Below are 22,370 nucleotides of genomic sequence, written 5' to 3'. Positions count from 1 at the left end.
TTTGAGCATGATCTGCCCGGAAAACTGGTTTCCCCTTTTCCGGATCATGCTTTAGAATGGCGTTGATCGTCGAGCGACGATCCTAAATCGCAAACCTTTGGGATATGAGATGGCGCGGACGCCTGTTCTGGCGGCGGGAGGCATCGTGCTGCGGCGGGAGACGCCGCCGCGCTTTGCCGTCGTGCGCCTGCGCAAGCGCAATGAGTGGGTGCTGCCGAAGGGCAAGCTCGACGACGGTGAGACGGCGCGCGCCGCGGCCGAGCGCGAGGTGCTGGAGGAAACCGGCCACGCCGTCGAGGTGCACGAATTCCTCGGCACGCTGGTCTATGAGTCCGGCGGGCGCTCCAAGGTGGTGCACTACTGGCGCATGGATGCCGGCGGCCGACCGGTGCGCGAGTTGATGAGCGACATCAGGGAAGTCGACTGGCTGCCGCTGGACGCGGCGCTCGACCGTTTGTCGCGCAGCTATGAGCGCATGTTCCTGGAGAATGTCGGCCCGATCGCGCTGCAGGCTGCGGCGCAGGCGGAGCGCGAGCGCCGTGCGCGGCTGCGGGTCGCCGCCGCCGAACGCCGCCGCGCGCGCGTTGCCGCGGAAGAGCCGGCCGTTGACGCACCCGTCGTCGTCGATACGCCTGCGATCGCTGATCGGCCGGAGTTCACTGAACTGCCGGAGTTCACTGAAGTGCCCGAGGTCGCCGAGACGCCGATCGCGGCTGACACGTCACTGCCAGTTGACGTGTCAGTCACCCCGGAGCCGTCAGATCTCGCGGAGACACCGACTGTCGATGCCGAGCCGGATCGGCCGGCCATGGTGCCCAACCATGCGGCGGATGCTGGCGAAGTGGTGGAGACCGAGTATGTCGTGGCGGTCGCTGCATCGGATGAGCAGCCGTCATCCGCGCGCGAGATCGAAGCCGCGGCCACGGCCGATCAGCCCATCCTGCGCAAGAACCTGATCGAACGCGTGCGCGACTGGCTGCGCCGCGCGGCCTGACGCGGCGCGCTTCCAATCAATTGTGGCGCTTGCTCTTGGGCGGCGGCTTTGCCGCGCGCGGTGGCGGTGCGCGCCGTTGCTGGAAGGCCGGACGCGCCTGCGCTGCGGGCCGTTGCAGGTCCGGACGCGCGCCCGGTGCAGCCTGCTGAAGGCCGGGTCGCGGCTGGCCAGGTGACTGCGGCACCGGCTGGGCCGTGCCCTGTCGCGGCAGGCCCGGTTGCACGGGCTGGCGCACGCCGCCCGGCGCCTGCGTGCGTCCGGGCTGCTGGCCGCCTTGACGTGCCGGCGGCTGTTGAGCGCCGGGTTGCGTGGCGCCGCCTTGTCGCGCCGGTTGCTGTCCAGCAGGCTGCTGGCCGGCCGGCGTCTGGACGCCGGGCGCATGCGGCAGCGTCGTGCCGCCGGGCTGGCCGGGCAGCGCGTGCCGTGCGCCGCCTTGCTGCTGCGTGCCCGGCTGCTGCGAGCCTGGCTGTTGCGCACCTTGGCGGCCGGGCGTGCCCGGTTGCTGCGGCTGGCCGGGACGGTTCGGCTGACCGGGCTGCTGCAACTGGCCCGGCCGATTCTGCTGAGCCGGCGGTTGCGGGCCGTTGCGGTTCTGGCCCGGCAGACCGTTCTGGCGCTGCGGGTTCGGCTGCACCGGCTGGCCGCGGTTCGGATAGGGCGCGGCCGGATTGGTGCGGCGGAAATCGGGATTGGCTCTGCGGAAGTCGCGCTGCTCGGTCACGACCTGGCGGCCCAGCGTCTGCGCGGAATGCACCGCGCGCACGAAACCCTGGTCGCGCGTCATCTGCTGCGGCGAGATCGTCAACGGCACCGCGGCAAAGCGCGCGCCGCCGGTGCCGGGACGAATCGCAAAACCGCTGGCGCCGCGCGTCAGTACGCCGAGCGAGGCGCCGCTGCGGTCATTGACCTCGATGCGGCCGACATGTCCGTCGGCGTCGGGATAGAGCTTGATGCCGACATTGTTGCTGGTCGCACGCGCGCCTTCGGGCACTTCGACAAGGCCGGTGGTGCCGCGGATGCCGAGGGTTGCGGTCGGCGTCGAGATCTTCATGTTGCCGGTCTTGGCGACGGCGGCGGCGACGAACGCCGCCGTTCCCTTGGCGACGTTGAACAGCGCGCTGTTCTGCTGGCCGCCATCCTCATAGACGTAATTGTCGATCGTGATCCTGGCATTGGCGCGCAGGTTGAAGGTGGTGCCGTCGTTGAAGGTGATGCCGAGCGAGGAGGTTGCCGATGTGGCGACATCGTCATTGGCGAATATGTCGTCGCGGATCTGCAGCGGCGTCGTGGTGTTGTTGCGCGTGACCGTCGCGGTTCCGGTCAGCGTGGCGACGTTGCCGATCGGCTCGGGCGCGGTGGCCTGCGGCGTCGCGGCCGGAGCAGCGGTTGCGGGCGCGGCCGGCGTCGCGCTCGGCGCCGCGCCAGGAGCGGGGGCCGGAGCAGGCTGTGCTTGTGCAAGCTGCGTCAGCTCGGGCGCGGCATCGGCGGTTGTATGCCAACCCATGGCGACGCCGGCACCAAGCAGGAGCGCAAAGAGAAAGGTGCGGCGCATCACCATCGATTCCCGGGGAGGCCTTGGGGATCGGCAATTGAGCCGCGTCAGGCTGAATGCCGAATGAACGGTCCTGCCTTGTTGTCATGGCGGACCAGAACGATCAAGCACCGCGCCCCCGACAGGAAGCGCGGTGCCCGGTCGCTGCTTGGGGTTTTGGTTATCCGCGCTTGTGAGGAGTGATGTTGAGTGGCTTCGCCGGCTTGGCCGCGGGGGTGTAGCTTGCGGGCTGCGCGGCCGCCGCAGGGGGCACGTAGTGGAAGACGGCCTTGCAGCCGTCGCTGAGCAGCGCGCGCTGGCGCACCATGCAGGCGGTGACGCGATCGACATCCGGGATTTCCGAACTGCACAGCCGCATCGCGTCGCCGGTGCACATCTGCTGCTGCTCGTCGGTGTAGGCATAGGACGCGGACGTCAACAGACCGAGCGTGAACGCCGTTGCCGCCAGCAGTTTGCCGTGACGGAGCGCGGAAGCGGTGAAAGCCATCTTGTCCCCCTTGTGGTGATCGCGCCGATGCAGCGCGTCGTCGGGAGCATCACTAGGCAGGCTTGGTTTCAGCGATTCTTCATGCGCCCGGCAAAATGGTTTCGTCGCGCGCCGGTTTGTTTCGTTAACCACTCGCGGACGGCGTGAGATCGGCCGTGACGGCAGCGCGGGCCTCCGGAGCACGCTCGAGCGCGAGCACGGCTTCGCGTTCGGCCTCGGGCATGGCGCGGATGCGGCGCCTTGCGGTGAGGCGGAGCGCGGCAAAGCCGCCGAGGAACACCACGACCTTGCTGACGATGCCGAAGATCGGCATCACGACGGCCCAGGTCGTGATCTCGCAGGTCAGCGCGACGAAGGCGTTGACCGCGGCGGAGGCGAACATCAGCCCCGACCAGACATAGCCGACCTTGACGGCGACATCGGGCACGACTTTCTGTGCGATCTCGGGCAGATAGCGGTTGAGCCAGCCGCGCTTCAGCATCACGACGCCGACGATGGCGTAGATCACGCTGGGCTTGAACAGCACAAAGCGCGGGTCGTTGGTGAGCAGCGTCGCGGTGCCCGCGGTAACCACCAGGAACAGGCTCAGCCATTCCATGGTATCGATCCGCCTGCCGCGCATGATCTGGAGGCCGATCTGCACGACGCCGAACGCGATGCCGAGGCCGACCGAGAGCGCGGTGTTGTGGGTCACCAGGAACAGAACGAGAAAGACAAGGGTCGACGCCAGGTCGAGGGCCAGCAGCCTAGCCGCGGTGAGGAAATGCTTCATCGGTGGTCGCGCTCCGCTTGCCTTGTCATGCCTGATCACGCCTTGCCGCGACGCGGCGCCTGCGTCGGAGCAGCTAGGCAGATTGTGGGGCTGCAAGCCTATCGATTTCTGAAATCGAGGAGCGAATTCTCACCCCGACCGCGCGATTTCCGCCGCATCCGCGGTTTGCCCGGCGATCGCCTGCCGGCGAAACTCGGTCGGCGTCAGCCCGGTGTCCGCCTTGAAGGCGCGGTTGAACGGCGCCAACGACTGGAACCCGGCATCGAGCGCGATCGTCAGCACCGGTACCTCGGCCTGGCCCGCATCGGCGAGCGCCGCCTTGGCCTCGTCGAGCCGATAGCGGTTGAGGAAGGCATTGAAGTTCCGGTGGCCGAGCCCGTCATTGATCAGGGTGCGCAATCGGTATTCCGGCATGCCGAGCTTGACCGCCAGCACGCCGATGGTCAGCCCCTCCTGCCGATAGGTTCGCTCGGTCGCCATCAGATGCCTGAGGTGATTGAGCGCGGCCTGGCTCGAGGCCGGCGGGCCGGCATGCGCGAGCGGGCGCGCCTGCCGCGCGGCCGGTCCGTTTCCCGCGCCGGCGACGGCCGGCTGGTTCTCGGGCGGATCGAACAGCATCATCCAGATCGCGATCAGCGCGAATGCGGTAAGGGCGAGTGCGGCGCTGAGGTCGATCGAGCGGGTCGGAAGCGCTGCCCACCCGGCCGCGGCGGCGAACGTCATCTGGAGACCGATGCCGACGACCAGCGCGATCAACAGCCGCCCGCGTGCCGTCGTCACGGCCGTGCGCCATCCCCTCGGCAGCTGCGCCATCCCGAGCAGCGCGAACACGATCGTCGCCAGCGCCAGCGTGCGGCCGCAGCCTGCTGCGAGCGCGGGCGACATGGTCCAGCCGCTATGGCTCACGACGCCGAGGCCGGCGACCAGCGTCCACACCGCCGCGTGCCAAGGGCGCAGGGCAAACCGCTCCTCGAACATCGCGCGCGCCCATAGCCAGAAGATCACCGGAGACCCCATCGCGAAGGCGACGAACGGTGAGCTCCAGCCGAATGATGATGCGGGAAAGAAGGGGGCGGTCGTAATCGCATAGGCCGCGCCGGCCGCGCCCATCGCGGCGCCGAGGCTTGCGGCGCGATTGACTGCCGCGTAGCGCAGCAGCAGCACCGCGCAAACCACCAGGAACAGCGCGACCACCGCGCCTCGCAGACCGAGTTCAAGAGCCGTCATCGCCATCGCAAGCCGCCTGCAGGTTCAAATCAACCTCGACACTGCGACGCTTATAGCGCGCCCGGCGGTCCGCATGAAGCGACCGCCGGGGCAACCACAAAAATCTGATGTCAGTTGCGGTTCAGCTGACCCGCTTCCAGGTCTGGCCGCCGCAGAACATGCCGCCGAAGGCGCAGCCCTGCACGCGCATCGCATTCGGGCCCTTCATCGCGATCGTCGAGTCGTAGTTGCGGCCGGAGTCGGGATCGTGGATGCGGCCGCTCCATTTGCCGCCGTCGGGCTTCATGTTGATCAGAATGCGTTCGTTGGTCTTCTCGGAATAGCCGCAGAGACTGGCACCGCAGGCTTCGACGCGGACATTGCCCTTGTTCTCCTCCGTGGCCCAGACGCCGATCGGTCCGGTCGGCGCCGTTGCCGGCGCTGAGGCAACCGGCGCGGCCTGCGGCTGCGGCGAAGGCTGCGCTGCGACCGGGGCCGGTGCGGTCGCAGCGGGGGTGGCATCGACCGGCGCAGGGGCGGCGGTCGCAACCGTTGCCGGGGGCGGAGGAGGCGGCGGGACCGCGGCGGCGACCGGCGCGGCCGGCTGCGGCGCTGCGACCTGAGCCGGCGCGGGGGTGGGCGCCGGTGGCGGCGAGCTCGTCGCGGCGACGTCCTCAGCATCATCGGACTTCGAGCCGAAGTTCTTGCTGATGCCGCCGATCGTGCCGCTATAGCCCGGCGCCGAGATGCGGATGCAGGACAGCGCGCTGCAATTGCGCGGCGCCTCGACATGCACGCGCTGGCCGTCGATCTCGAAGGTTATGCCGGTGCCGCCGGCATGCGCCGATGTGGTGGCCATCAGCAGCGCGGCGATCGCAACGAGCTTCTTCATCTGGGTCTCCGTGGCGTGGGGCGGGGTGGATCGATTGGTCCGGACGCTACGCGGCCGCGCGGCCAGGTTCTGTGATCCACATCACGCCGGCGGACGCAGCCGAAGGCGCGCCGCGGCGGGGAGAAATTGCCATGGTGATGCAAGTCACTGCGCCGTGAGCACCGCATCCCTAAGCGTCGTCGGATGTTCTGGAGGCTTCGATGAAGCGCACCTGCCTGCTCGTCGCGCTGACCCTGTTCGCGCCGTTCGCCTATGCCGGCGAGGGGCTCTCGTTTTCGATCGGCGGCCACCGCGTCCATCTCGATTCGGCGCGGTGTCGCTCGCTCTCCTGCGTCTCGGTGTCTGACAGATCCAGGCGCGACGATGGTGGCGACAACGGTCGCATGTTGAATCCGGTGCCCGCGCCCGCAGCGATCCCGGTTACGCCGGCCGCAAGCCCGCCGCCAGCACCGCCGCCGATCATTGTGTACAAGCCCGCTCCCGCCGTGCCGCCGCCTGTTGCCGCGCCACCACCGCCGGCGCCGACGCGCGTGATGACGCCCGAGCCGCCGCCGGCCGTCGCAGCTCCGCCGCCGGCCGCCGTGCCTGCGGGTCCGGTGCCGCCGCTGATCCGAGTCTCGCGCGAGGTCGACGAGCCGGACGACGGCCCGATCGGCGACTGGCAGACCGAAGCCAACGACCTGGTCCGCATTCGCCTCTGCGGCAACGCGCTGTGCGGCTACGCGCTCGACAGGTCCACGCGCGATCTCGGCGAAGCGGTGCTGATCAACATGAAGCCGAAGCAGGATGCGCGCTGGAAGGGCGGTGTCTACAGCCAGGACAGCGGCATCATCCGTTACGGCACGATCGCGGTGCAGGGCGCGGACAAACTGCGCGTCGAATCCTGCGTGCTCGGCCGCTTCTATTGCAGCGGCGTCGACTGGGTCCGCGTCTGGCATTCGCGGGCGCGGGTGATCACGCAGGGGCAGCTCCGGGGTGAGCCGCGCACCTGAGTGCGCAGCTGTCCAAATTTGTAACCGGATGCCTTCATCGGTGACGCAAAGCGCCCGGCGGGGGGACGGCCGCCGGGCGCTGAACTCATCGCCTGTCTGATTGTCTAGAACACGCCGAGAATGATGGCGCCAACGAAGGCGAACGCGATGTACGCGGCCACAATGCTCAGCTTGCTCAGCAGAGGACTCGCGAAATCCATTGGGAAACTCCCTTGGTTCACAACGCTGCCCGCATTAACGCAAAAGCTAGCAAGTGGTTCCTGGCGGATAAAGTCAGCGGTGCTGTCCGGCCGGAGTTTCCGAGCGATGCCGCATTGCGATGTGCGGTTCAAACGGATGCCGAATCAAGGCGTTGAAGCGGCACCAAATATTTTCCAGGGCGTTGCGCAGAACGTATGCGCCAGCAGTACCGGATACCGCCTGTCAGTTCCCGATCCGGGTTGTTGTGGCAGGAACTGCTACCTATAGATGAATTTCCTGCGCCGGACACGGATGCTGAATGCCAAGGCATTCTCCATCGCGACACGAGCGGCGATCTCCTTGCGCTTCTACGTCGTGATGCAGAGCGCGTGTCAGTGGTTGACGCAACAAGCATTACGCCGCAAGCCGCGCATGGTTAAAAGCAGCTGAAATCATTCAGTCGAAATGCGTTGAAGAGTCTTTAATCAAATTCGCAGAACCTCCGCGCCATGACGCGTGGAGTTCGTTTGTATCTCGTCGGCTCCCTTGTCCTTGTGTCGCTTGCTGGTTGCGGCCGTGGTCTGTTCCAGACCGCCGAGCGCGAACCGTGGCGGGCCGAGGCCGAGGCCGCTTGCCTGAAATCAGGTGCGGTCAAGGAAGGGCCCGACCTCGTCCGCATCGATCCGATTTCCGGCCCCGGCGTCTGCGGCGCCGAATTCCCGCTCAAGGTCGCAGCCCTCGGCGAAACCAGTTCAGCCTATGGATTTGCCGATGACAGTCTGCGTCCGCCGGCATCGGTCGGTGGCCAGCCGCGCTGGCCGATCAACCGTCAGCCCAGTCCGGGGCCCGCGCAGGCGCCATATTCCGATCAGGCCGTCGGCCAGCCGAACTATGGCAGCCAGCCGAACGGGCCGGTCTCGTTGTCGGCGCCCGGCGTGCCGCCGCAGCAGGGCGAGATCGACCTGCCGCCGGACGGGTCGCCCGAGGCAAGCGGCGAGCGACCTTATTATCCAGGCCTGCCGCGCAATCCGCAGCGCGAGGGCGCAGCCGCGCCGTATTCACCGGCGCCTTATTCGCAGCAGCCGCCCGGCGCGCCATCGCCGCCGCGGCTCGGTCCGTCGAACGGCAATCCGGTGATGACGGTCGGCCCGGTCGCAGTGAAGCCGGCGGCGACACTGGCGTGCCCGATCGTCTCCGTGCTCGAGCGCTGGCTCGCCGATTCCGTGCAGCCGGCGGCGCAGCGCTGGTTCGGCGCGCGCGTCGTCGAGATCAAGCAGATCTCGGCCTATTCGTGCCGCGGCATGAACGGCAATTCGCACGCGCATATTTCTGAGCACGCCTTCGGCAATGCGCTCGACATCGCAGCCTTCACGCTGTCCGATGGCCGCCGCGTCTCGGTGAAGGATGGCTGGAAGGGCCTGCCGGAAGAGCAGGGCTTCCTGCGCGATGTCCAGGCCGCCGCCTGCCAGCAATTCACCACCGTGCTGGCACCGGGTTCCAACGTCTATCACTACGACCACATCCATGTGGACCTGATGCGCCGGGCCAGCCGGCGCCTGATCTGCCAGCCCGCCGCGGTCTCCGGCGAAGAGGTCGCGGCGCGCGCCGGCGGCCGTAACCCCTATGCAACGCGCGAACCTTATGTCACAGGATCGCTTGGCGGCAGAAAGCCGGCTCCGCGGGGTAGAGCGGGGGTCAACGAAGAAGACGAATTCGCCGACGAATAGACACGCGTCTGATACCCGTATTTTTACTGGGTGACACCGTGCAAACGGTGGCCACTTTTATGCTGCATATGCTTCGGAGCCGGGAGCGCGCCCGGCTGATTTCTGGGGGATAGCTTTGCAAGACGCTCCGATCATTCTCGTCATCGAAGACGATCGTGATCTTCAGATGATGGTGGAAGACGCCCTGAAGGACGGCGGCTACGAGCCGGCGATCGCAGGCTCGGGCGAGGAAGCGTTGACGTTGCTGAAGGCATTCCGCACCAAGTACAGCGCGCTGGTTACCGACATCCGCCTGCTCGGCCGGCTCGACGGCTGGCGTGTCGCGCGTGGTGCCCGCGAGATCGATCCATCGTTCCCGGTGCTCTACATCACCGGCGGTGGCGGCGACGAGTGGCCGACCAGGGGCGTGCCGGACAGCGTGCTGCTGAACAAGCCGTTCTCGCCCGATGAGCTGGTTGCGGCCATCGCGAAGCTGCTCAAGAACGGCGCGCCGGCCTGACGGCTGATTCGATCGGCCCGTGACGCGGCCGCTACTTATTCCGCGCTTATAAGAAGTCGAAGCAGACCTTCTCGAATTCATACATCCTCAAGCTCATCTTCGCGCTCGGGCATCGCTGCGGCGGAGTTCGCAACGGCCGGAGAACGAAGATGACGACCTATCGCGCATATATCGTTGGGCAACACAGCCGATCCATCGGCGTGGTCAACATGGATTGCGCCGACGACGACCAGGCCATCACGTCGGCCGGCCGTCTCGTCGACGCCCACGACATCGAGCTGTGGCAGATGGACCGGCCGGTGGCCAGGTTCGACGCCGGATCGAAACAGGTGTTCAGGAAGTAGTGCGCCATCGTGCGGCAGGCCGGGTGTCGCGCTGCCTGATCCCAGATGATAGACCTTGCGTCAACTTCGTCATCAAATGGGAAATCAGATCATGGCTTTGGAGAAGGTCGCACTCGTCACCGCGGGCGGCAGCGGCATGGGCGCAGCGGCGGCGCGGCGTTTGGCTGCGGATGGCTTTCGCGTCGCGATCCTGTCGTCGTCCGGCAAGGGCGAGGCGCTGGCGAGTGAACTCGGTGGCCTCGGCTTCACCGGCTCGAACCGCTCGAACGACGACCTGAAGCGCGCCGTCGACGGCGTGATGGCGCGCTGGGGCCGCATCGATGCGCTGGTCAACAGCGCCGGTCACGGCCCGCGCGCCGGCGTGCTCGAACTGACCGATGAGCAGTGGCACACCGGCCTCGACGTCTATCTGATGAACGTGATCCGTCCGACGCGCCTGGTCGCACCTCACATGCAGGCGCAGAAGTCCGGCGCGATCGTCAACATCTCCACCGCCTGGGCCTTCGAGCCGAGCGCGATGTTTCCGACGTCAGCGGTGTTCCGCGCCGGGCTCGCCGCGTTCACAAAGCTGTTCACCGACAGCTACGCCGCCAGCAATGTCCGCATGAACAATGTGCTGCCGGGCTGGATCGACAGCCTGCCGGCGACCGAGGAGCGGCGCGACGCCGTGCCGATGAAGCGCTACGGCAAGGCGGAGGAGATCGCGGCAACCATCGCCTTCCTCGTCTCCGACGGCGCCGGCTACATCACCGGCCAGAACATCCGCGTCGATGGCGGTCTGATGCGGTCGATCTGAGGGCGTGTGCCCAACCCGTCATCTAGAGCAAGTGAGTTTTTGATCACGACCGGCACTGAATATTCGGTGTCGTGCCGGCGAAGGCCGGGATCCATAACCACCGATGGTCATTGTTGCGCGCCGGTGGAACGACGCGTCTCGCCCACAACATCCGCGACGGAGTATGGGTCCCGGCTTTCGCCGGGACGACGTTGTAGTGTGTGACGCCGTTTATTGCGCTCCCCACATCCTTCGTCGCCACTTGCGTCCACACGCTGCGCATCCTGCTACAGGCCGCGGGCGTCACAATTGCGGCGACCTCAGATTGCGTTTGTCGTGATGACAAACTGAAAGGGCAGGGCTAGCCTTCCGTCAAATCAAAACATACGGGAGGAATGGCATGCCAGACGCAGCAGTTGCAGCACGCGCTTCGGACTCCACCCACAGCGGAACCACGCAGCAAGTCGACGTCGCGGTGGTCGGCGCCGGTTTCGCCGGTCTCTATCTGCTGCACCGCTTGCGCAAGGCGGGCTTCTCGGCGGTGGCGCTTGAAGAAGGCGGCGACGTCGGCGGCACCTGGTACTGGAACCGGTATCCAGGCGCGCGCTGCGACATCCAGACCATCGACTACAGCTACACCTTCGATCCCGAGCTCGATCGAGCGTGGACCTGGTCGGAGAAATACGCCACCCAGCCGGAGATCCTGCGCTATCTCGGCTTCGTTGCCGACCGCTACGACCTGCGTCGCGATATCAGGTTCGGCACCAAGGTGACGCAGGCGACCTGGGATGATGCGACGTCGCGCTGGCTGATCTCGACCAATAACGGCGCCAATGTCTCGTGCCGCTACTACATCATGGCGACCGGCTGCCTGTCGTCGCCGAAGCCGCCGGAGATCGACGGCGTCAAAGATTTCAAGGGCGAGATCTACTTCACCGGCCGCTGGCCGCATCAGGGCGTCGATCTCAAGGGCAAGCGCGTCGCCGTGATCGGCACCGGATCGTCGGGCATCCAGTCGATCCCTCTGATCGCCGAGCAGGCCGCGCAACTCACCGTGTTCCAGCGCACGCCGAATTTCGCATTGCCTGCCGGCAACGGTCCGGTGCCGGATGATCGCAAGGCGTTCTTCGAGAGCGATCGCGCAGCCTACCGCGAGCAGGCGCGCTGGTCGATGGCCGGCGTGCCCTATCCGCAGCAGACCGTGGTGAGCTGGCAATTGAGCGACGCCGAGCGCCGTGAGCGGTTCGAGAAGGCGTGGGCGGCGGGTGACCTCGTCCACATCTTGAGCCAGCTCTGGGCCGACCAGGCGGTCGATGTCGACGGCAACAAGGTGGTCGCCGATCTGATCCGCGAGAAGATCGGTGCCGTGGTCAAGGATCCGGAGATCGCCGCCGCGCTGGCCCCGCACGATCATCCGTTCGGCGCCAAGCGTCCCTGCCTCGATACCAATTACTATGCGACCTACAATCGCCCGAACGTCACGCTGGTCAATTTGCGCCAGGAGCCGATCAAGGCGATCACGGCGAGCGGCATCTCGACCGACAAGCGCAGCTTCGATGTCGATGTCATCGTCTTCGCCACCGGTTTCGACGCGATGACCGGCGCGATCATGGCGGTGCATCCGATCTCCGGCCGCGGCGGCAAGTCGCTGTCGGACGTCTGGGCGCACGGACCGCAGACCTATCTCGGCGTCACCGTCGCGGGCTTCCCCAATCTGTTCATGATCACCGGCCCCGGCAGCCCATCGGTGCTGTCGAACATGGCGGTCTCGATCGAGCAGCATGTCGACTGGGTGGTCGAACGCATCGCCGCGCTGCGCGACGCCGGCTTCACTACGATGGAGGCGACCGACACCGCGCAGGCCGGCTGGGAACGCCACATGGCCGACTGCGCGACGCTGACGCTGCACCGGCTCGCCAACACCTGGTACACGGGCGCCAACGTGCCCGGCAAGCCGCAGGGCGTGATGCCCTATACCGGCGGCGTCGGCCCGTATCGCAGCATCTGCAACGAGGTGGTCGGCCGCGGCATGCTCGGCTTCAGGCTCACCGGTCCCGGCGTTGCCGAGCAGTGCAATGACGGCGAGGTGGTGCGGTTGCAGCCGGACGTGCGGCTTGTGCTCGGCATGCTGGCGGAGATGAACCTGCCGCCGATCGAGACGATGGGCGCGCAGGGCGCGCGCGATTTCCTCACCGAGTTCAACAAGGGCCGTCCTGCAGGACGACCGGTCGGCGAGGTCGGCACCGGCATGCTGCAGGGCGCGGACGGGCCGCTGCCTTACAAGCTGTACCGGCCGGCGACGGCCGGGCCGCATCCGATCGTGGTGTACTTCCACGGCGGCGGCTGGGTGCTCGGCGACGAGCTGTCGGATGATCCGTTCTGCCGCGATCTGTGCCGGCGCACCGGCATGATCATCGTCAGCGTCGGCTATCGCCACGCACCCGAGCATCGCTTCCCGGCCGCGGCCGAGGACGGCTATGCGGCGACGCGCTGGATCGCCGCCCACGCCGACGAGCTCGGCGGCAGGCCCGGGCCGGTGCTGGTCGCGGGCTGGAGCGCCGGCGGCAACATCGCGGCCGTTACCTGCCAGCTCGCGCGCGATCGCGGCGGACCCGAGATCTCAGGCCAGCTGTTGATCTGCCCGGTCACCGACTCGACCTTCGACCGCCAGTCCTATGTCGACAACGCAGCCGGATATTTCCTGACTCGGGGGCTGATGTTCTGGTTCTGGGACCTGTACTGCTCTCCGGCCGACCGCACCGATCCGCGCGTCGCGCCGCTGCGCGGCAAGCTCGAAGGCCTGCCCCCGGCATTCATTGCGACGGCGGAGTTCGACCCGCTGCGCGACGAGGGCAATGCCTATGGCGACGCGCTCGCGAAAGCCGGCGTCAAGGTCGAGCAACTCAAGGGCAACGGCCACTTCCACTCGTCGTTCGTGATGGTCGACGTCATCATCACCGGCGTCGCCGGCCGCGTGAAGATGGCGAAGGCGCTGCGCCGCTTCGCCGGACTGCCGGAGGAGGTGGAGCAGGACAACGTCGCCACGCCGCAAGTCAACGCGGCGGCGAATTAGAGCATGATCCGGAAAAGTGCGAAGCGGTTTTCCGAAAAGATCATGCTCAAACAAGGAGCTAAAGCGCGATGACGATTCAACCCAATCTCATCGCGCTTTAGGGAACGCAAATCCCCGCGGTTGACCCGCGGGGATTTCGCACGTCTTGCTTCAATCAGAGCCGGGAGCCCTACAGGAAGGCGAGGTGCTCCACCTTGTTGACGACGTCGTCGAGCGTCTGCTTGGTAGCCGCGGTATCGCCGCCGGCCATGAACACCTGCCAGAACTGCCGATCGACATTGTGCAGATGCAGGATGGACACGCGAACGCCGTTCTTGTTGCCGGCGACCTCCGACTGGGTGTTGACGACGTCGGTGAAGCCGCTCTGCTTCAGCGTGTTGGCGACGACGCCCTTGAGTTCGCCGACATTGGCGAGCGCCTCGCTGAGGCTCATGCTGCGGAAATTGAAGAACAGGAACGCCATATGACACCTCCTTGCGGACGAGCACAGTGCGCGGAAGTGCGCCGGGCTGGCTCCTTCGCTCAACCAGAAGTATATTGCGTTGTCGAATAACCGCGTTATGAGCGGCTTCACAGGAACCGTGTTTGCGATCCTGCGTCATTTGAACGCACAGGCGGCGCTAGCCGAGCTCGAAAGTCGTGACGCCGAACACGCGGTCGATCCGCAAGGGAGGAATCGCGCCGGTGTACATCCGCGCAGTCTCGAACACCGGTGACAGCCCAAGGCCTTGCGCGAGCGCAACGGCATCACGATTGATCGCGGGGACATCGAGGAATATCTCGCCGCCGCCCGCGCTCGCGAGCAATGCGGAGAGAATGCTTTCGGCGCCGGCGCGATTGTCGGCGACAAGCGGACCAATTTTGTGGCCGCTCCGGCACGGACGGATCACGCCCCAGCCGGCGAGCCTGCCGTCGCGTATCAACGCGCGCCCGACATGTCCCGAATTGTTGATCCAGGCGCGCAGGAAGGCCGGGCGCGGGGCCGGAAACACCGTGGCGTCGTCGGCCTCGATCTGCGCCAGGGGCAAATCGGTGAGCGCGACGATGTTGGGGTTTGCTGCCGACGGTGCGGCAACCGTGCCGCCGTAGCGCACATTGGCGTAAGCCAGCGCGAAGCCTGACTTCTGGTAGTTCGCCTGCTGCGCCACCACGCCGTCGAGCCCGATCACGCGCGGACGCGCATGCGCGATGGCCGCATTCCAGATCTTCAGGCCATGGCCGCGGCCGCGCAGATCCGGGCGCACGATGTAGAAGCCGAGAAAGGCAAACTGCGCGCCGTAATTGACACAGGAGATCACGGCCGCTGGCTCGCCGTCGAGCTCGCCGATGAAGAAGCCCTGCGGGTCTTCGGCGGCAAAGCAGGGCGCATCCGCGAGACCGGGATTCCATCCCTCCGCCGCGGCCCAGTCGACCGCCAGTGCGATCTCGTCAGGCCGCATGTTTCGGATGGTGAGGTCGTTCATGGCAGATGATCACCTCGAATTGGCGTCGGGCTCGGCCATGGTAGCGCGCCTTTAGGTCCCCGTCATTGCGAGCCATCGGGCGCGCGTTCGCACGACCCGTTGGCTCGCAATGACGAAGAGATCAGTTCGCTTGCTTCGGCCGGTACGCTGCGAAGAACACGCGCGTCGCGCTGTCGACGACGGTCGCGATCCGCTCCGGTGAGGGCGACGGATTGGCCTGGAAGATGAATGCCTGGAACAGCGTCGCCTGGCACATCTGCATGAACTGCCAGGCCGCGAGCTGGGTGTCGTCCATCACGAGTTCGCCGAGCGCGGCGCGCGCCTCCAGATAGGCGGCGAAGCGGTCGACGGTGTGGGCGATCACATGGGTGTAGAACCGGCTGCCGAGCTCGGGCATCCGCTCGGCGATCGCCATCACGGTGCGGATCGCCGAGCCGCCGCCGGGCCGGCACAGCAAGGCGATATAGGCGCGGCCGAACTCGGGGAGGGTGGTGTCGACGTCGCGCGCCGGGTCGAAGTTGAAGGAGACCTTGCCCTGTTCGAGCTTTTCCTCCTCGACGATCGCCGCGAACAGCCCGGCCTTGTCGGGGAAGTACACGTAGAGCGTGCCCTTGGAGACGGCGGCGGCGCGGGCGATCTCGCCCATGCTGGCACCGTCGAAGCCGAGCTCCAGGAATACCTTGCGGGCGCCGTCCAGGATCTGGCGGCGTTTCGAAGATTCCTCCTCGCCGACGGCTTGGAGCGAGGTTCGGGGGGCTGCAACCATTGATTTAGCTTCTCGCGAAAGAACTCAACCCGGAATGAACCAACGGGACAATCGAACCATTATAAACCGCCGGGTAGGAATATAGATTGACCGAACCGTTCGGTCAATGGTATTGGAAGGAGTGGCGATGCGCCGCACGGCCCGTATTCCGCCATCGCGGGCCTCAAGATTTTTTGTGGGGAGCCTCGGTTATGGCCGCAGCACGAGATCAGGCTGCACGCATTGTTCGTTCCGAGCCTGAGATGGCCGGGGACGCGATGGCGCGCGACGCATCGGCCGATCTCGGCGAGCAGGCGAGGGCCGACGAAGCCAAGAGCCCGGCTGAAGCGCCACCCGCTGCTGCGCCCGAGCAGCCGGCGGCTTCGCCCGCCACCGCTGCGCCGAAATCCGGCAAGCGCCGATTCGTGTTGATGGGCATTGTCGGCCTGCTCGCGCTCGCCGCCGCAAGCTATGCCGCCTATTACCTGATGGTCGGGCGCTTCTACATCTCGACCGACGATGCCTATGTCCGCGCCAACAACACCATGCTCGGCGCGCGCGTCGCGGGCCATATCGCGGCGATCCTGCCCGGCGACAATGCGCTGGTGCGGGCCGGCGATGTGATCTTCCGGATCGATGACGGCGACTATCGCATCGCGGTCGATGCCGCGCGCACGCGGATCGCGACCCAGCAGGCAACGATCGAGCGCATCGGTCGCCAGGTCGCGGCGGCCGAAAGCTCGGTCGAGCAGGCGCAGGCGCAGCTCGTCTCCGCCCAGGCCGGTTTGAAGCGCGCCGATCTCGATTACGATCGCCAGCAGGCGCTGAGCACCAAGGGCTTTGCCTCGCGCGCCACCTTCGAAGTCTCCGAAGCGGGCCGTGATCAAGGCGCGGCCGCGGTGCGGTCGGCGCAGGCTGCCTACGACGCCGCAAAGAGCAACGTCGATGTCACCAAGGCGCAGCAGGCCGAGGCCCGCGCCCAGCTCGCCGAATTGCAGACCCAGCTCGCCAAGGCCGAGCGCGATCTCGAATTCACCAAGGTGCGCGCGCCGGTCGACGGCACCTTCTCCAACCGGTTGGTCAACACCGGCGATTACATCAATGTCGGGCAGCGGCTCGGCAATGTGGTGCCGCTCGCCGGCGTCTTCATCGACGCCAACTACAAGGAGACCCAGCTCAAGCGCATCCGCACCGGACAGCGGGTGACGATCAAGGTCGACGCCTACGGCTTCCGCAAGTTCACCGGCATCGTCGACAGCATCTCGCCGGCGGCGGGCTCGGTGTTCACCCTGCTGCCGCCCGACAACGCGACCGGCAATTTCACCAAGATCGTGCAGCGCCTGCCGGTCCGCATCCGCGTGCCTGACAGCGTCGCCAAACAGGGCCTGCTGCGCGCCGGCATGTCGGTCTACACCACGGTCGACACCAGCGAGGGCGCGGCCGATGCCGACGCCGATACCGACCTCGACTCGCCGATGATGATCCATCCGCAATGATGCCTTGACGCTTCGGACGCAGTCCGAGGCTCGGAGCCTGATGAGCCCATGGCCGACGCGACCACTGCCTCGCCCTCGATGATGACCGGCGCTTCGGATTCCGAGCGCATCCAGCCAAAGCGGCTGTTTGCCTTCATCATCATGGTGTTCGGTATGTTCATGGCGATCCTGGACATCCAGGTCGTCTCGGCCTCGCTCACCGAGATCCAGGCCGGCCTGTCGGCGTCGTCGACCGAAGTGTCGTGGGTGCAGACCGCCTATCTGATCGCGGAGGTGATCGCGATCCCGCTGTCCGGCTTCCTGTCGCGCGCGCTCGGCACCCGGCTGCTGTTTGCAATCTCGGCGTTCGGCTTCACGGCATCGAGCCTGCTGTGCGGCTTTGCCTCCTCGATCGAGCAGATGATCCTGTGGCGCGCGCTGCAGGGCTTCCTCGGCGCCGGCATGATCCCGACGGTGTTCGCCTCCGCCTACACCATCTTCCCGCGCTCCAAGTTCTATATCGTGGCGCCGGTCATCGGGCTGGTCGCGACGCTGGCGCCGACCGTGGGCCCGACCGTCGGCGGCTACATCACCGACCTGATGTCGTGGCACTGGCTGTTCTTCATCAACATCGTGCCCGGTGTCATCATCACCGTCGGCGTGCTGGCGTTGGTCGATTTCGATCAGCCCAACTTCGCGCTGCTCGACCGCTTCGACTGGTGGGGCCTGATCTTCATGGGCGGCTTCCTCGGCTCGCTCGAATATGTGCTGGAGGAAGGCCCGCAATATGAATGGCTGCAGGACACCTCGGTGGCGATCTGCGCCGCGATCTGCTTCGTCTCGGCGATCGCCTTCTTCTGGCGGGTGCTGACCGCGGAGGAGCCGATCGTCGATCTCTACGCCTTCTCCAACCGCAACTTCGCGGTCGGCTGCGTGCTGCAGTTCTGCATCGGTGTCGGGCTCTACGGCCTCACCTACGTCTATCCGCGCTATCTCGCCGAGATCCGCGGCTACAGCGCGCTGATGATCGGCGAGACCATGTTCATCTCCGGCATGACCATGTTCTTCATGGCGCCGGTGGTCGGCCGGCTGATGCAGAAGGTCGACCTGCGCTACATCATCGCTTTCGGCCTCGTCACCTTCGCGCTCGGCTCCTGGCAGATGACCTGGATTACCCGCGAGTACGATTTCTACGAGCTGCTGCTGCCGCAGATCCTGCGCGGCATCGGCATGATGTGCGCGATGGTGCCGACCAACAACATCGCGCTCGCGACGCTGCAGCCGGACCGCGTCAAGAATGCGTCGGGCCTGTTCAACCTGATGCGCAACCTCGGCGGCGCGGTCGGGCTCGCCGTCATCAACGAGGTGCTCAACGATCGTACCGATCTGCACATCTCGCGGCTGCAGGATCGCGTGACCTGGGGCAATACGATGGCGGTGGAGACCCTCAACAACTTCGCCCAGCGCCTGCAGGGCATGGGCGACTCCACCTTGATGGCGATGAAGCAGCTCTCGCAGCTCGTGCACCGCCAGGCCGCGGTGATGGGTTATGGCGACGCCTTCTTCATGCTGTCGCTGTTCTACGTCGCGCTCAGCCTCCTGGTGCTGTTCGTCAACAAGCCGCCGTCGATGGCCGCCGGCGGCGGCGACGCGCATTGAGTGGATCGCGGCGTGCACCCGTTGGCGTGAATAGCCGACATCGTCGACACATTGACGCACTCACGCGGATGTCATCTTGCCAATCGCGCATGATGCATTTATAAGCAGCGCCATCGTTTCACGAACCGGGGAGATGCACATGATGTCGTTTGTTTCGCAGACCGTGCGCCCGCGTTCGTTGCTGCTGGGCGCTCTCGCGCATTAGGTCCCGGCGCTGATCGGGCTCGATGCCCGATCATCCAAACTTCCCAACACATTACCGATTGTTTTCAGCGACGCCTGCGGCCGGATTCTGTCCGCGCGTTGCCCCAGATGGAGCCGGCTTGCGCTGCAAAAGCGTGGCCGGAATGGACCATGACCACTCAAACGACCAAGCGACCGGCGGCGATCCGGATCGTGCTGCCATTCGTGTTCCGCCATTGGCTGGAACAGCCGTTCCGCGCCTCCGCCGTGACCGCGGGCTTCCTCGGCGCGACCGCTGCCGACCTGTTCATGCCGGTATTTTCAGGCCATCTGGTCGACGCGCTGACCGCGGGCGCCACCGATGCGATGGCGCGCCATGCGGCGATGCTGGCGTTCGGCGCCATCGTCGGCCTCGGCGCGCTGTCGCTGCTGACCGACTGGCACGCCAATTCGTTCGCGGGCTCCACCGTGCGCAAGATCACACGCGGCATGTGGGCGCTCGATCTGTTGAACGACACCATCCTGATGGCGTTGCTGCCGTCGCTCATCGTGCTGGTCGGCTCGATGATCCTGCTCGGCATGCATTGGCCGCAGCTCGGCGCGGTGATCGCGGTCGGTTCGGTGATCTATGTCGCGATGACCATGCTGTTCCAGGTGTATTACGTCGCGCCGGCCGCGCGCGTCTCCAATGCCTGGGACACCAAGGTCGGCGGCACGTTGGCCGACGCCTTGACCTGCAACGCGGTGGTGAAGTCGTTCGGCGCCGAGGCGCGCGAGGATGGCAGGCTCGACGGCGTCATCAGCCGCTGGCGCCGGCGGGTGCGGCGGACCTGGTTCCGCTACAACCACACCTCGACGGCGCAGCTCGTGGTGCTGCTGTGCTTCCGCGCGTCGGTGATCGGCGGCGCAATCCTGCTGTGGGCGCAAGGCCACGCCACGCCGGGTGACGTCACCTATGTGCTGACCAGCTACTACATCATCCACGCCTACCTGCGGGATGTCGGCATGCACATCAACAACCTGCAGCGTTCGGTGAACGACATGGAGGAGCTGGTGCAGATCCATGGCGAGCCGCTCGGCATCGTCGATGCTGACGATGCCGGGACGATCGACATCCAGGGCGGCCGCATCGTGTTCGACGACGTCACGTTCCACTATGGCGGCCATCGCCGGCCGCTCTATGACGGGCTGTCGGTCGACATCGATGCCGGCGAGCGCGTCGGTCTGGTCGGGCGCTCCGGCTCCGGCAAGACGACCTTCGTCAAGCTGGTGCAGCGGCTGTACGACGTCTCCGGCGGAAAGATCCTGATCGACGGTCAGGACATCGCCAAGGCGACGCAGCAATCGCTGCGCAGTCAGATTGCGATCGTGCAGCAGGAGCCGATCCTGTTCCATCGCACGCTGGCGGAGAACATCGCCTATGGCCGGCCGGGCGCCAGCATGGCGGCGATCGAGCAGGCGGCGCGGCTTGCCAATGCGCACGACTTCATCATGCGGCTGCCGAAGGATTACGGCACGCTGGTGGGCGAGCGCGGCGTCAAGCTGTCGGGCGGCGAGCGGCAGCGCGTGGCGCTGGCGCGCGCCTTCCTGGCGGATGCGCCGATCCTGATCCTGGACGAGGCGACCTCGAGCCTGGATTCGGAGTCCGAGGCGCTGATCCAGCAGGCGATGGAGCGGCTGATGAAGGGCCGGACCTCGATCGTGATCGCACACCGGCTGTCGACGGTGCGCAGCATGGATCGCATCCTGGTGTTCGATCGCGGCCAGATCGTCGAGCAGGGCACGCACGAGGTGCTTGCCGCGCGGCCGGGCGGCATCTACCGCGGCCTGTTCGAGCGCCAGGCGACCGAGTTCGGCGAGGTCGCGGCGGAATGATGCAAGGGCGCGTGGCTGATGGGCTCATGTTCTTCAGCCACGCGCCGGAATTGATACGAGAATCGATTTGAGATTGGAATTGTAATGAAAGACCTCACGCGAGGCTCCATCGTGAGCCACATATTGACCATGGCGCCTCCGATCGTGGTTGGCATGATCACGATCATGATCTGTCAATTGGTCGACCTCTATTTTGTCGCGGGTCTCGGCGATGCCGCCGTGGCGGGCGTGGCGGCAGCCGGCAATGCGGGTTTTCTCGTCAACGCGCTGATGCAAGTGCTGGGCGTCGGCACCGTCGCACTGATCGCGCATGCCGTGGGCCGCACCGATCGCGCCGATGCCAATCTTGTGTTCAATCAGTCGATCGTGCTGTCGGTGCTGTGCGGGCTGTTGACGCTGGTCGCGGGCGTCGTGCTGTCGCGCCCTTACATGCGCGCGGTCGCGGCCGACCAGGCCACCGTTGACGCGGGCACCACCTATCTGCTGTGGTTCATGCCGGCGCTGGCGCTGCAGTTCCTCATTCAGGTGATGGCGTCAGCGCTGCGGGCGACCGGCATCGTGCGGCCCAGCATGCTGGTGCAGGCGGTCGCGGTCATCATCAACATCGCGCTGGCGCCGGTGCTGATCGCGGGCTGGGGCACCGGTCATGCGTTCGGCGTTGCCGGGGCTGGTCTGGCAAGTTCGATCGCCGTCCTCATCGGCGTGCTGATGTTGTTCGCGTATTTCCGCAAGCTGGAGCGCTATGTCGGGTTCGATCCCGCGCAGTGGCGCCCGCAACTCCGCCAGTGGACGCGCATCTTCAATGTCGGCCTGCCTGCCGGCGGCGAGTTCGCGCTGATCTTTGCCTGGATGGGCGTGATCTATTACGTGCTGCGCGATTTCGGCCCGGCGGCCCAGGCCGGCTTCGGCATCGGGACGCGCGTGCTCGGTCTGATCCAGATGCCGGCATTGGCGGTCGCGCTCGCTGCCGGCCCGATCGCCGGTCAGAATTTCGGCGCAGGCAATGCCGGGCGCGTGCGGGAGACCTTCATCAAGGCGGTGTCGATCGGCACCGTCGTCATGATCGCGATCACGATCCTCGCGCAGTGGAAGCCGGGGCTGTTGCTCGACGGCTTCTCGAACGATCGCGAGACCATGGCGGTCGCCGCCCAGTTCCTGCACTTCGTGTCCATGAATCTGGTGGCGCAGGGGCTGGTCTTTACCTGCAACAGCATGTTCCAGGGCCTCGGCAACACCCGCCCGGTGCTGCTGAGCTCGTTCGTGCGCCTCTTCGCCTATGCGGTGCCGGTGATCTGGCTCTCGACGCGTGCCGGCTTCCGGATCGAGCACGTGTGGTACCTGTCGATCGTGTCGACGTGGCTGCAGGCCGGTCTGAGCTTGTGGTTGCTGCGTCGCGAACTCAGCAAGCGTCTCGCGCCGCCGGCGCGGGAAGCCACTCCGGAGCGCGCTGGTCTCGAGCCGGTCGGATGACCGGCTC

At 66.3% G+C, this 22,370-nt stretch carries 20 protein-coding genes; 12 read left to right on the top strand and 8 right to left on the bottom strand.

The features are described 5' to 3' along the window. Positions 1-109: 109 nt before the first annotated feature. Positions 110-994: an NUDIX domain-containing protein gene (locus tag JQ507_24775; protein ID QRI68132.1), complete on the top strand. Its 885-nt coding sequence runs from the start codon at positions 110-112 to the stop codon at positions 992-994. Positions 995-1,010: 16 nt separating this feature from the next. Here JQ507_24775 and JQ507_24770 read toward each other — a convergent pair whose 3' ends face one another. From JQ507_24770 to JQ507_24750, 5 genes are all read right to left on the bottom strand, one after another. Then, on the bottom strand, positions 1,011-2,552 hold the full coding sequence (locus JQ507_24770) for a FecR domain-containing protein (protein ID QRI68131.1): 1,542 nt from the start codon (positions 2,550-2,552) through the stop codon (positions 1,011-1,013). Between the two features lie 154 nt (positions 2,553-2,706). Next, positions 2,707-3,105 carry a hypothetical protein gene (locus tag JQ507_24765; GenBank protein QRI73499.1) on the bottom strand — a complete coding sequence of 133 codons (399 nt, stop codon included), beginning with the start codon at positions 3,103-3,105 and terminating at the stop codon, positions 2,707-2,709. Between the two features lie 52 nt (positions 3,106-3,157). Beyond that, a complete protein-coding gene (locus JQ507_24760; GenBank protein ID QRI68130.1) occupies positions 3,158-3,805 on the bottom strand; it encodes a septation protein IspZ in 648 nt (215 codons plus the stop codon). Between the two features lie 129 nt (positions 3,806-3,934). Then, positions 3,935-5,038, bottom strand: a complete 1,104-nt coding sequence (locus JQ507_24755) for a helix-turn-helix transcriptional regulator (protein QRI68129.1) — start codon at positions 5,036-5,038, stop codon at positions 3,935-3,937. Positions 5,039-5,153: 115 nt separating this feature from the next. Then, a complete protein-coding gene (locus JQ507_24750) occupies positions 5,154-5,903 on the bottom strand; it encodes a DUF2147 domain-containing protein (protein QRI68128.1) in 750 nt (249 codons plus the stop codon). A 200-nt stretch (positions 5,904-6,103) separates the two neighbouring features. On the opposite strand from JQ507_24750, the gene JQ507_24745 reads away from it, so the two are divergent. The 7 genes from JQ507_24745 (at position 6,104) to JQ507_24715 (ending at position 13,493) form a co-directional block, all read left to right on the top strand. Beyond that, entirely contained in the window at positions 6,104-6,895 is a 792-nt protein-coding gene (locus JQ507_24745; GenBank protein ID QRI68127.1) for a DUF2147 domain-containing protein, read from the top strand. Positions 6,896-7,363: 468 nt separating this feature from the next. Continuing rightward, positions 7,364-7,525, top strand: a complete 162-nt coding sequence (locus JQ507_24740) for a hypothetical protein (GenBank protein ID QRI68126.1) — start codon at positions 7,364-7,366, stop codon at positions 7,523-7,525. 59 nt (positions 7,526-7,584) lie between these two features. Next, positions 7,585-8,802: an extensin family protein gene (locus JQ507_24735; protein ID QRI68125.1), complete on the top strand. Its 1,218-nt coding sequence runs from the start codon at positions 7,585-7,587 to the stop codon at positions 8,800-8,802. A gap of 115 nt (positions 8,803-8,917) precedes the next feature. Next, complete coding sequence (locus tag JQ507_24730) at positions 8,918-9,301, top strand: response regulator (GenBank protein QRI68124.1); 384 nt, start codon at positions 8,918-8,920, stop codon at positions 9,299-9,301. Between the two features lie 149 nt (positions 9,302-9,450). After that, positions 9,451-9,645, top strand: coding sequence for a hypothetical protein (locus JQ507_24725; protein QRI68123.1), 195 nt, complete (start codon positions 9,451-9,453; stop codon positions 9,643-9,645). Between the two features lie 91 nt (positions 9,646-9,736). Further along, on the top strand, positions 9,737-10,441 hold the full coding sequence (locus tag JQ507_24720; GenBank protein QRI68122.1) for an SDR family oxidoreductase: 705 nt from the start codon (positions 9,737-9,739) through the stop codon (positions 10,439-10,441). 379 nt (positions 10,442-10,820) lie between these two features. Next, a complete protein-coding gene (locus JQ507_24715) occupies positions 10,821-13,493 on the top strand; it encodes an alpha/beta hydrolase fold domain-containing protein (GenBank protein ID QRI68121.1) in 2,673 nt (890 codons plus the stop codon). Between the two features lie 169 nt (positions 13,494-13,662). On the opposite strand, the gene JQ507_24710 is transcribed toward JQ507_24715, so the two are convergent. From JQ507_24710 to JQ507_24700, 3 genes are all read right to left on the bottom strand, one after another. Further along, the gene (locus JQ507_24710) at positions 13,663-13,956 is read right to left on the bottom strand and encodes a hypothetical protein (GenBank protein QRI68120.1); all 294 of its coding nucleotides are present in this window, start codon (positions 13,954-13,956) and stop codon (positions 13,663-13,665) included. Between the two features lie 157 nt (positions 13,957-14,113). Next, the gene (locus JQ507_24705; protein ID QRI68119.1) at positions 14,114-14,956 is read right to left on the bottom strand and encodes a GNAT family N-acetyltransferase; all 843 of its coding nucleotides are present in this window, start codon (positions 14,954-14,956) and stop codon (positions 14,114-14,116) included. A 121-nt stretch (positions 14,957-15,077) separates the two neighbouring features. After that, the gene (locus JQ507_24700) at positions 15,078-15,722 is read right to left on the bottom strand and encodes a TetR/AcrR family transcriptional regulator (GenBank protein ID QRI68118.1); all 645 of its coding nucleotides are present in this window, start codon (positions 15,720-15,722) and stop codon (positions 15,078-15,080) included. A 191-nt stretch (positions 15,723-15,913) separates the two neighbouring features. On the opposite strand from JQ507_24700, the gene JQ507_24695 reads away from it, so the two are divergent. The 4 genes from JQ507_24695 (at position 15,914) to JQ507_24680 (ending at position 22,363) form a co-directional block, all read left to right on the top strand. After that, positions 15,914-17,197, top strand: coding sequence for an HlyD family secretion protein (locus JQ507_24695; GenBank protein ID QRI68117.1), 1,284 nt, complete (start codon positions 15,914-15,916; stop codon positions 17,195-17,197). A 48-nt stretch (positions 17,198-17,245) separates the two neighbouring features. Beyond that, positions 17,246-18,835 (top strand): DHA2 family efflux MFS transporter permease subunit, encoded by a 1,590-nt coding sequence (locus tag JQ507_24690; protein QRI68116.1) that lies wholly within the window; start codon positions 17,246-17,248, stop codon positions 18,833-18,835. A 354-nt stretch (positions 18,836-19,189) separates the two neighbouring features. Continuing rightward, a complete protein-coding gene (locus JQ507_24685) occupies positions 19,190-20,893 on the top strand; it encodes an ABC transporter ATP-binding protein (GenBank protein ID QRI68115.1) in 1,704 nt (567 codons plus the stop codon). 84 nt (positions 20,894-20,977) lie between these two features. Continuing rightward, the gene (locus JQ507_24680; GenBank protein ID QRI68114.1) at positions 20,978-22,363 is read left to right on the top strand and encodes an MATE family efflux transporter; all 1,386 of its coding nucleotides are present in this window, start codon (positions 20,978-20,980) and stop codon (positions 22,361-22,363) included. Positions 22,364-22,370: the final 7 nt, after the last annotated feature.

Source organism: Bradyrhizobium sp. PSBB068 (assembly GCA_016839165.1).
In the GTDB taxonomy this organism is placed as follows: Bacteria; Pseudomonadota; Alphaproteobacteria; order Rhizobiales; family Xanthobacteraceae; genus Bradyrhizobium.
The sequence above is the reverse complement of the archived record's forward strand: the minus strand, read 5'-3'. Positions and strand labels throughout refer to the sequence as shown.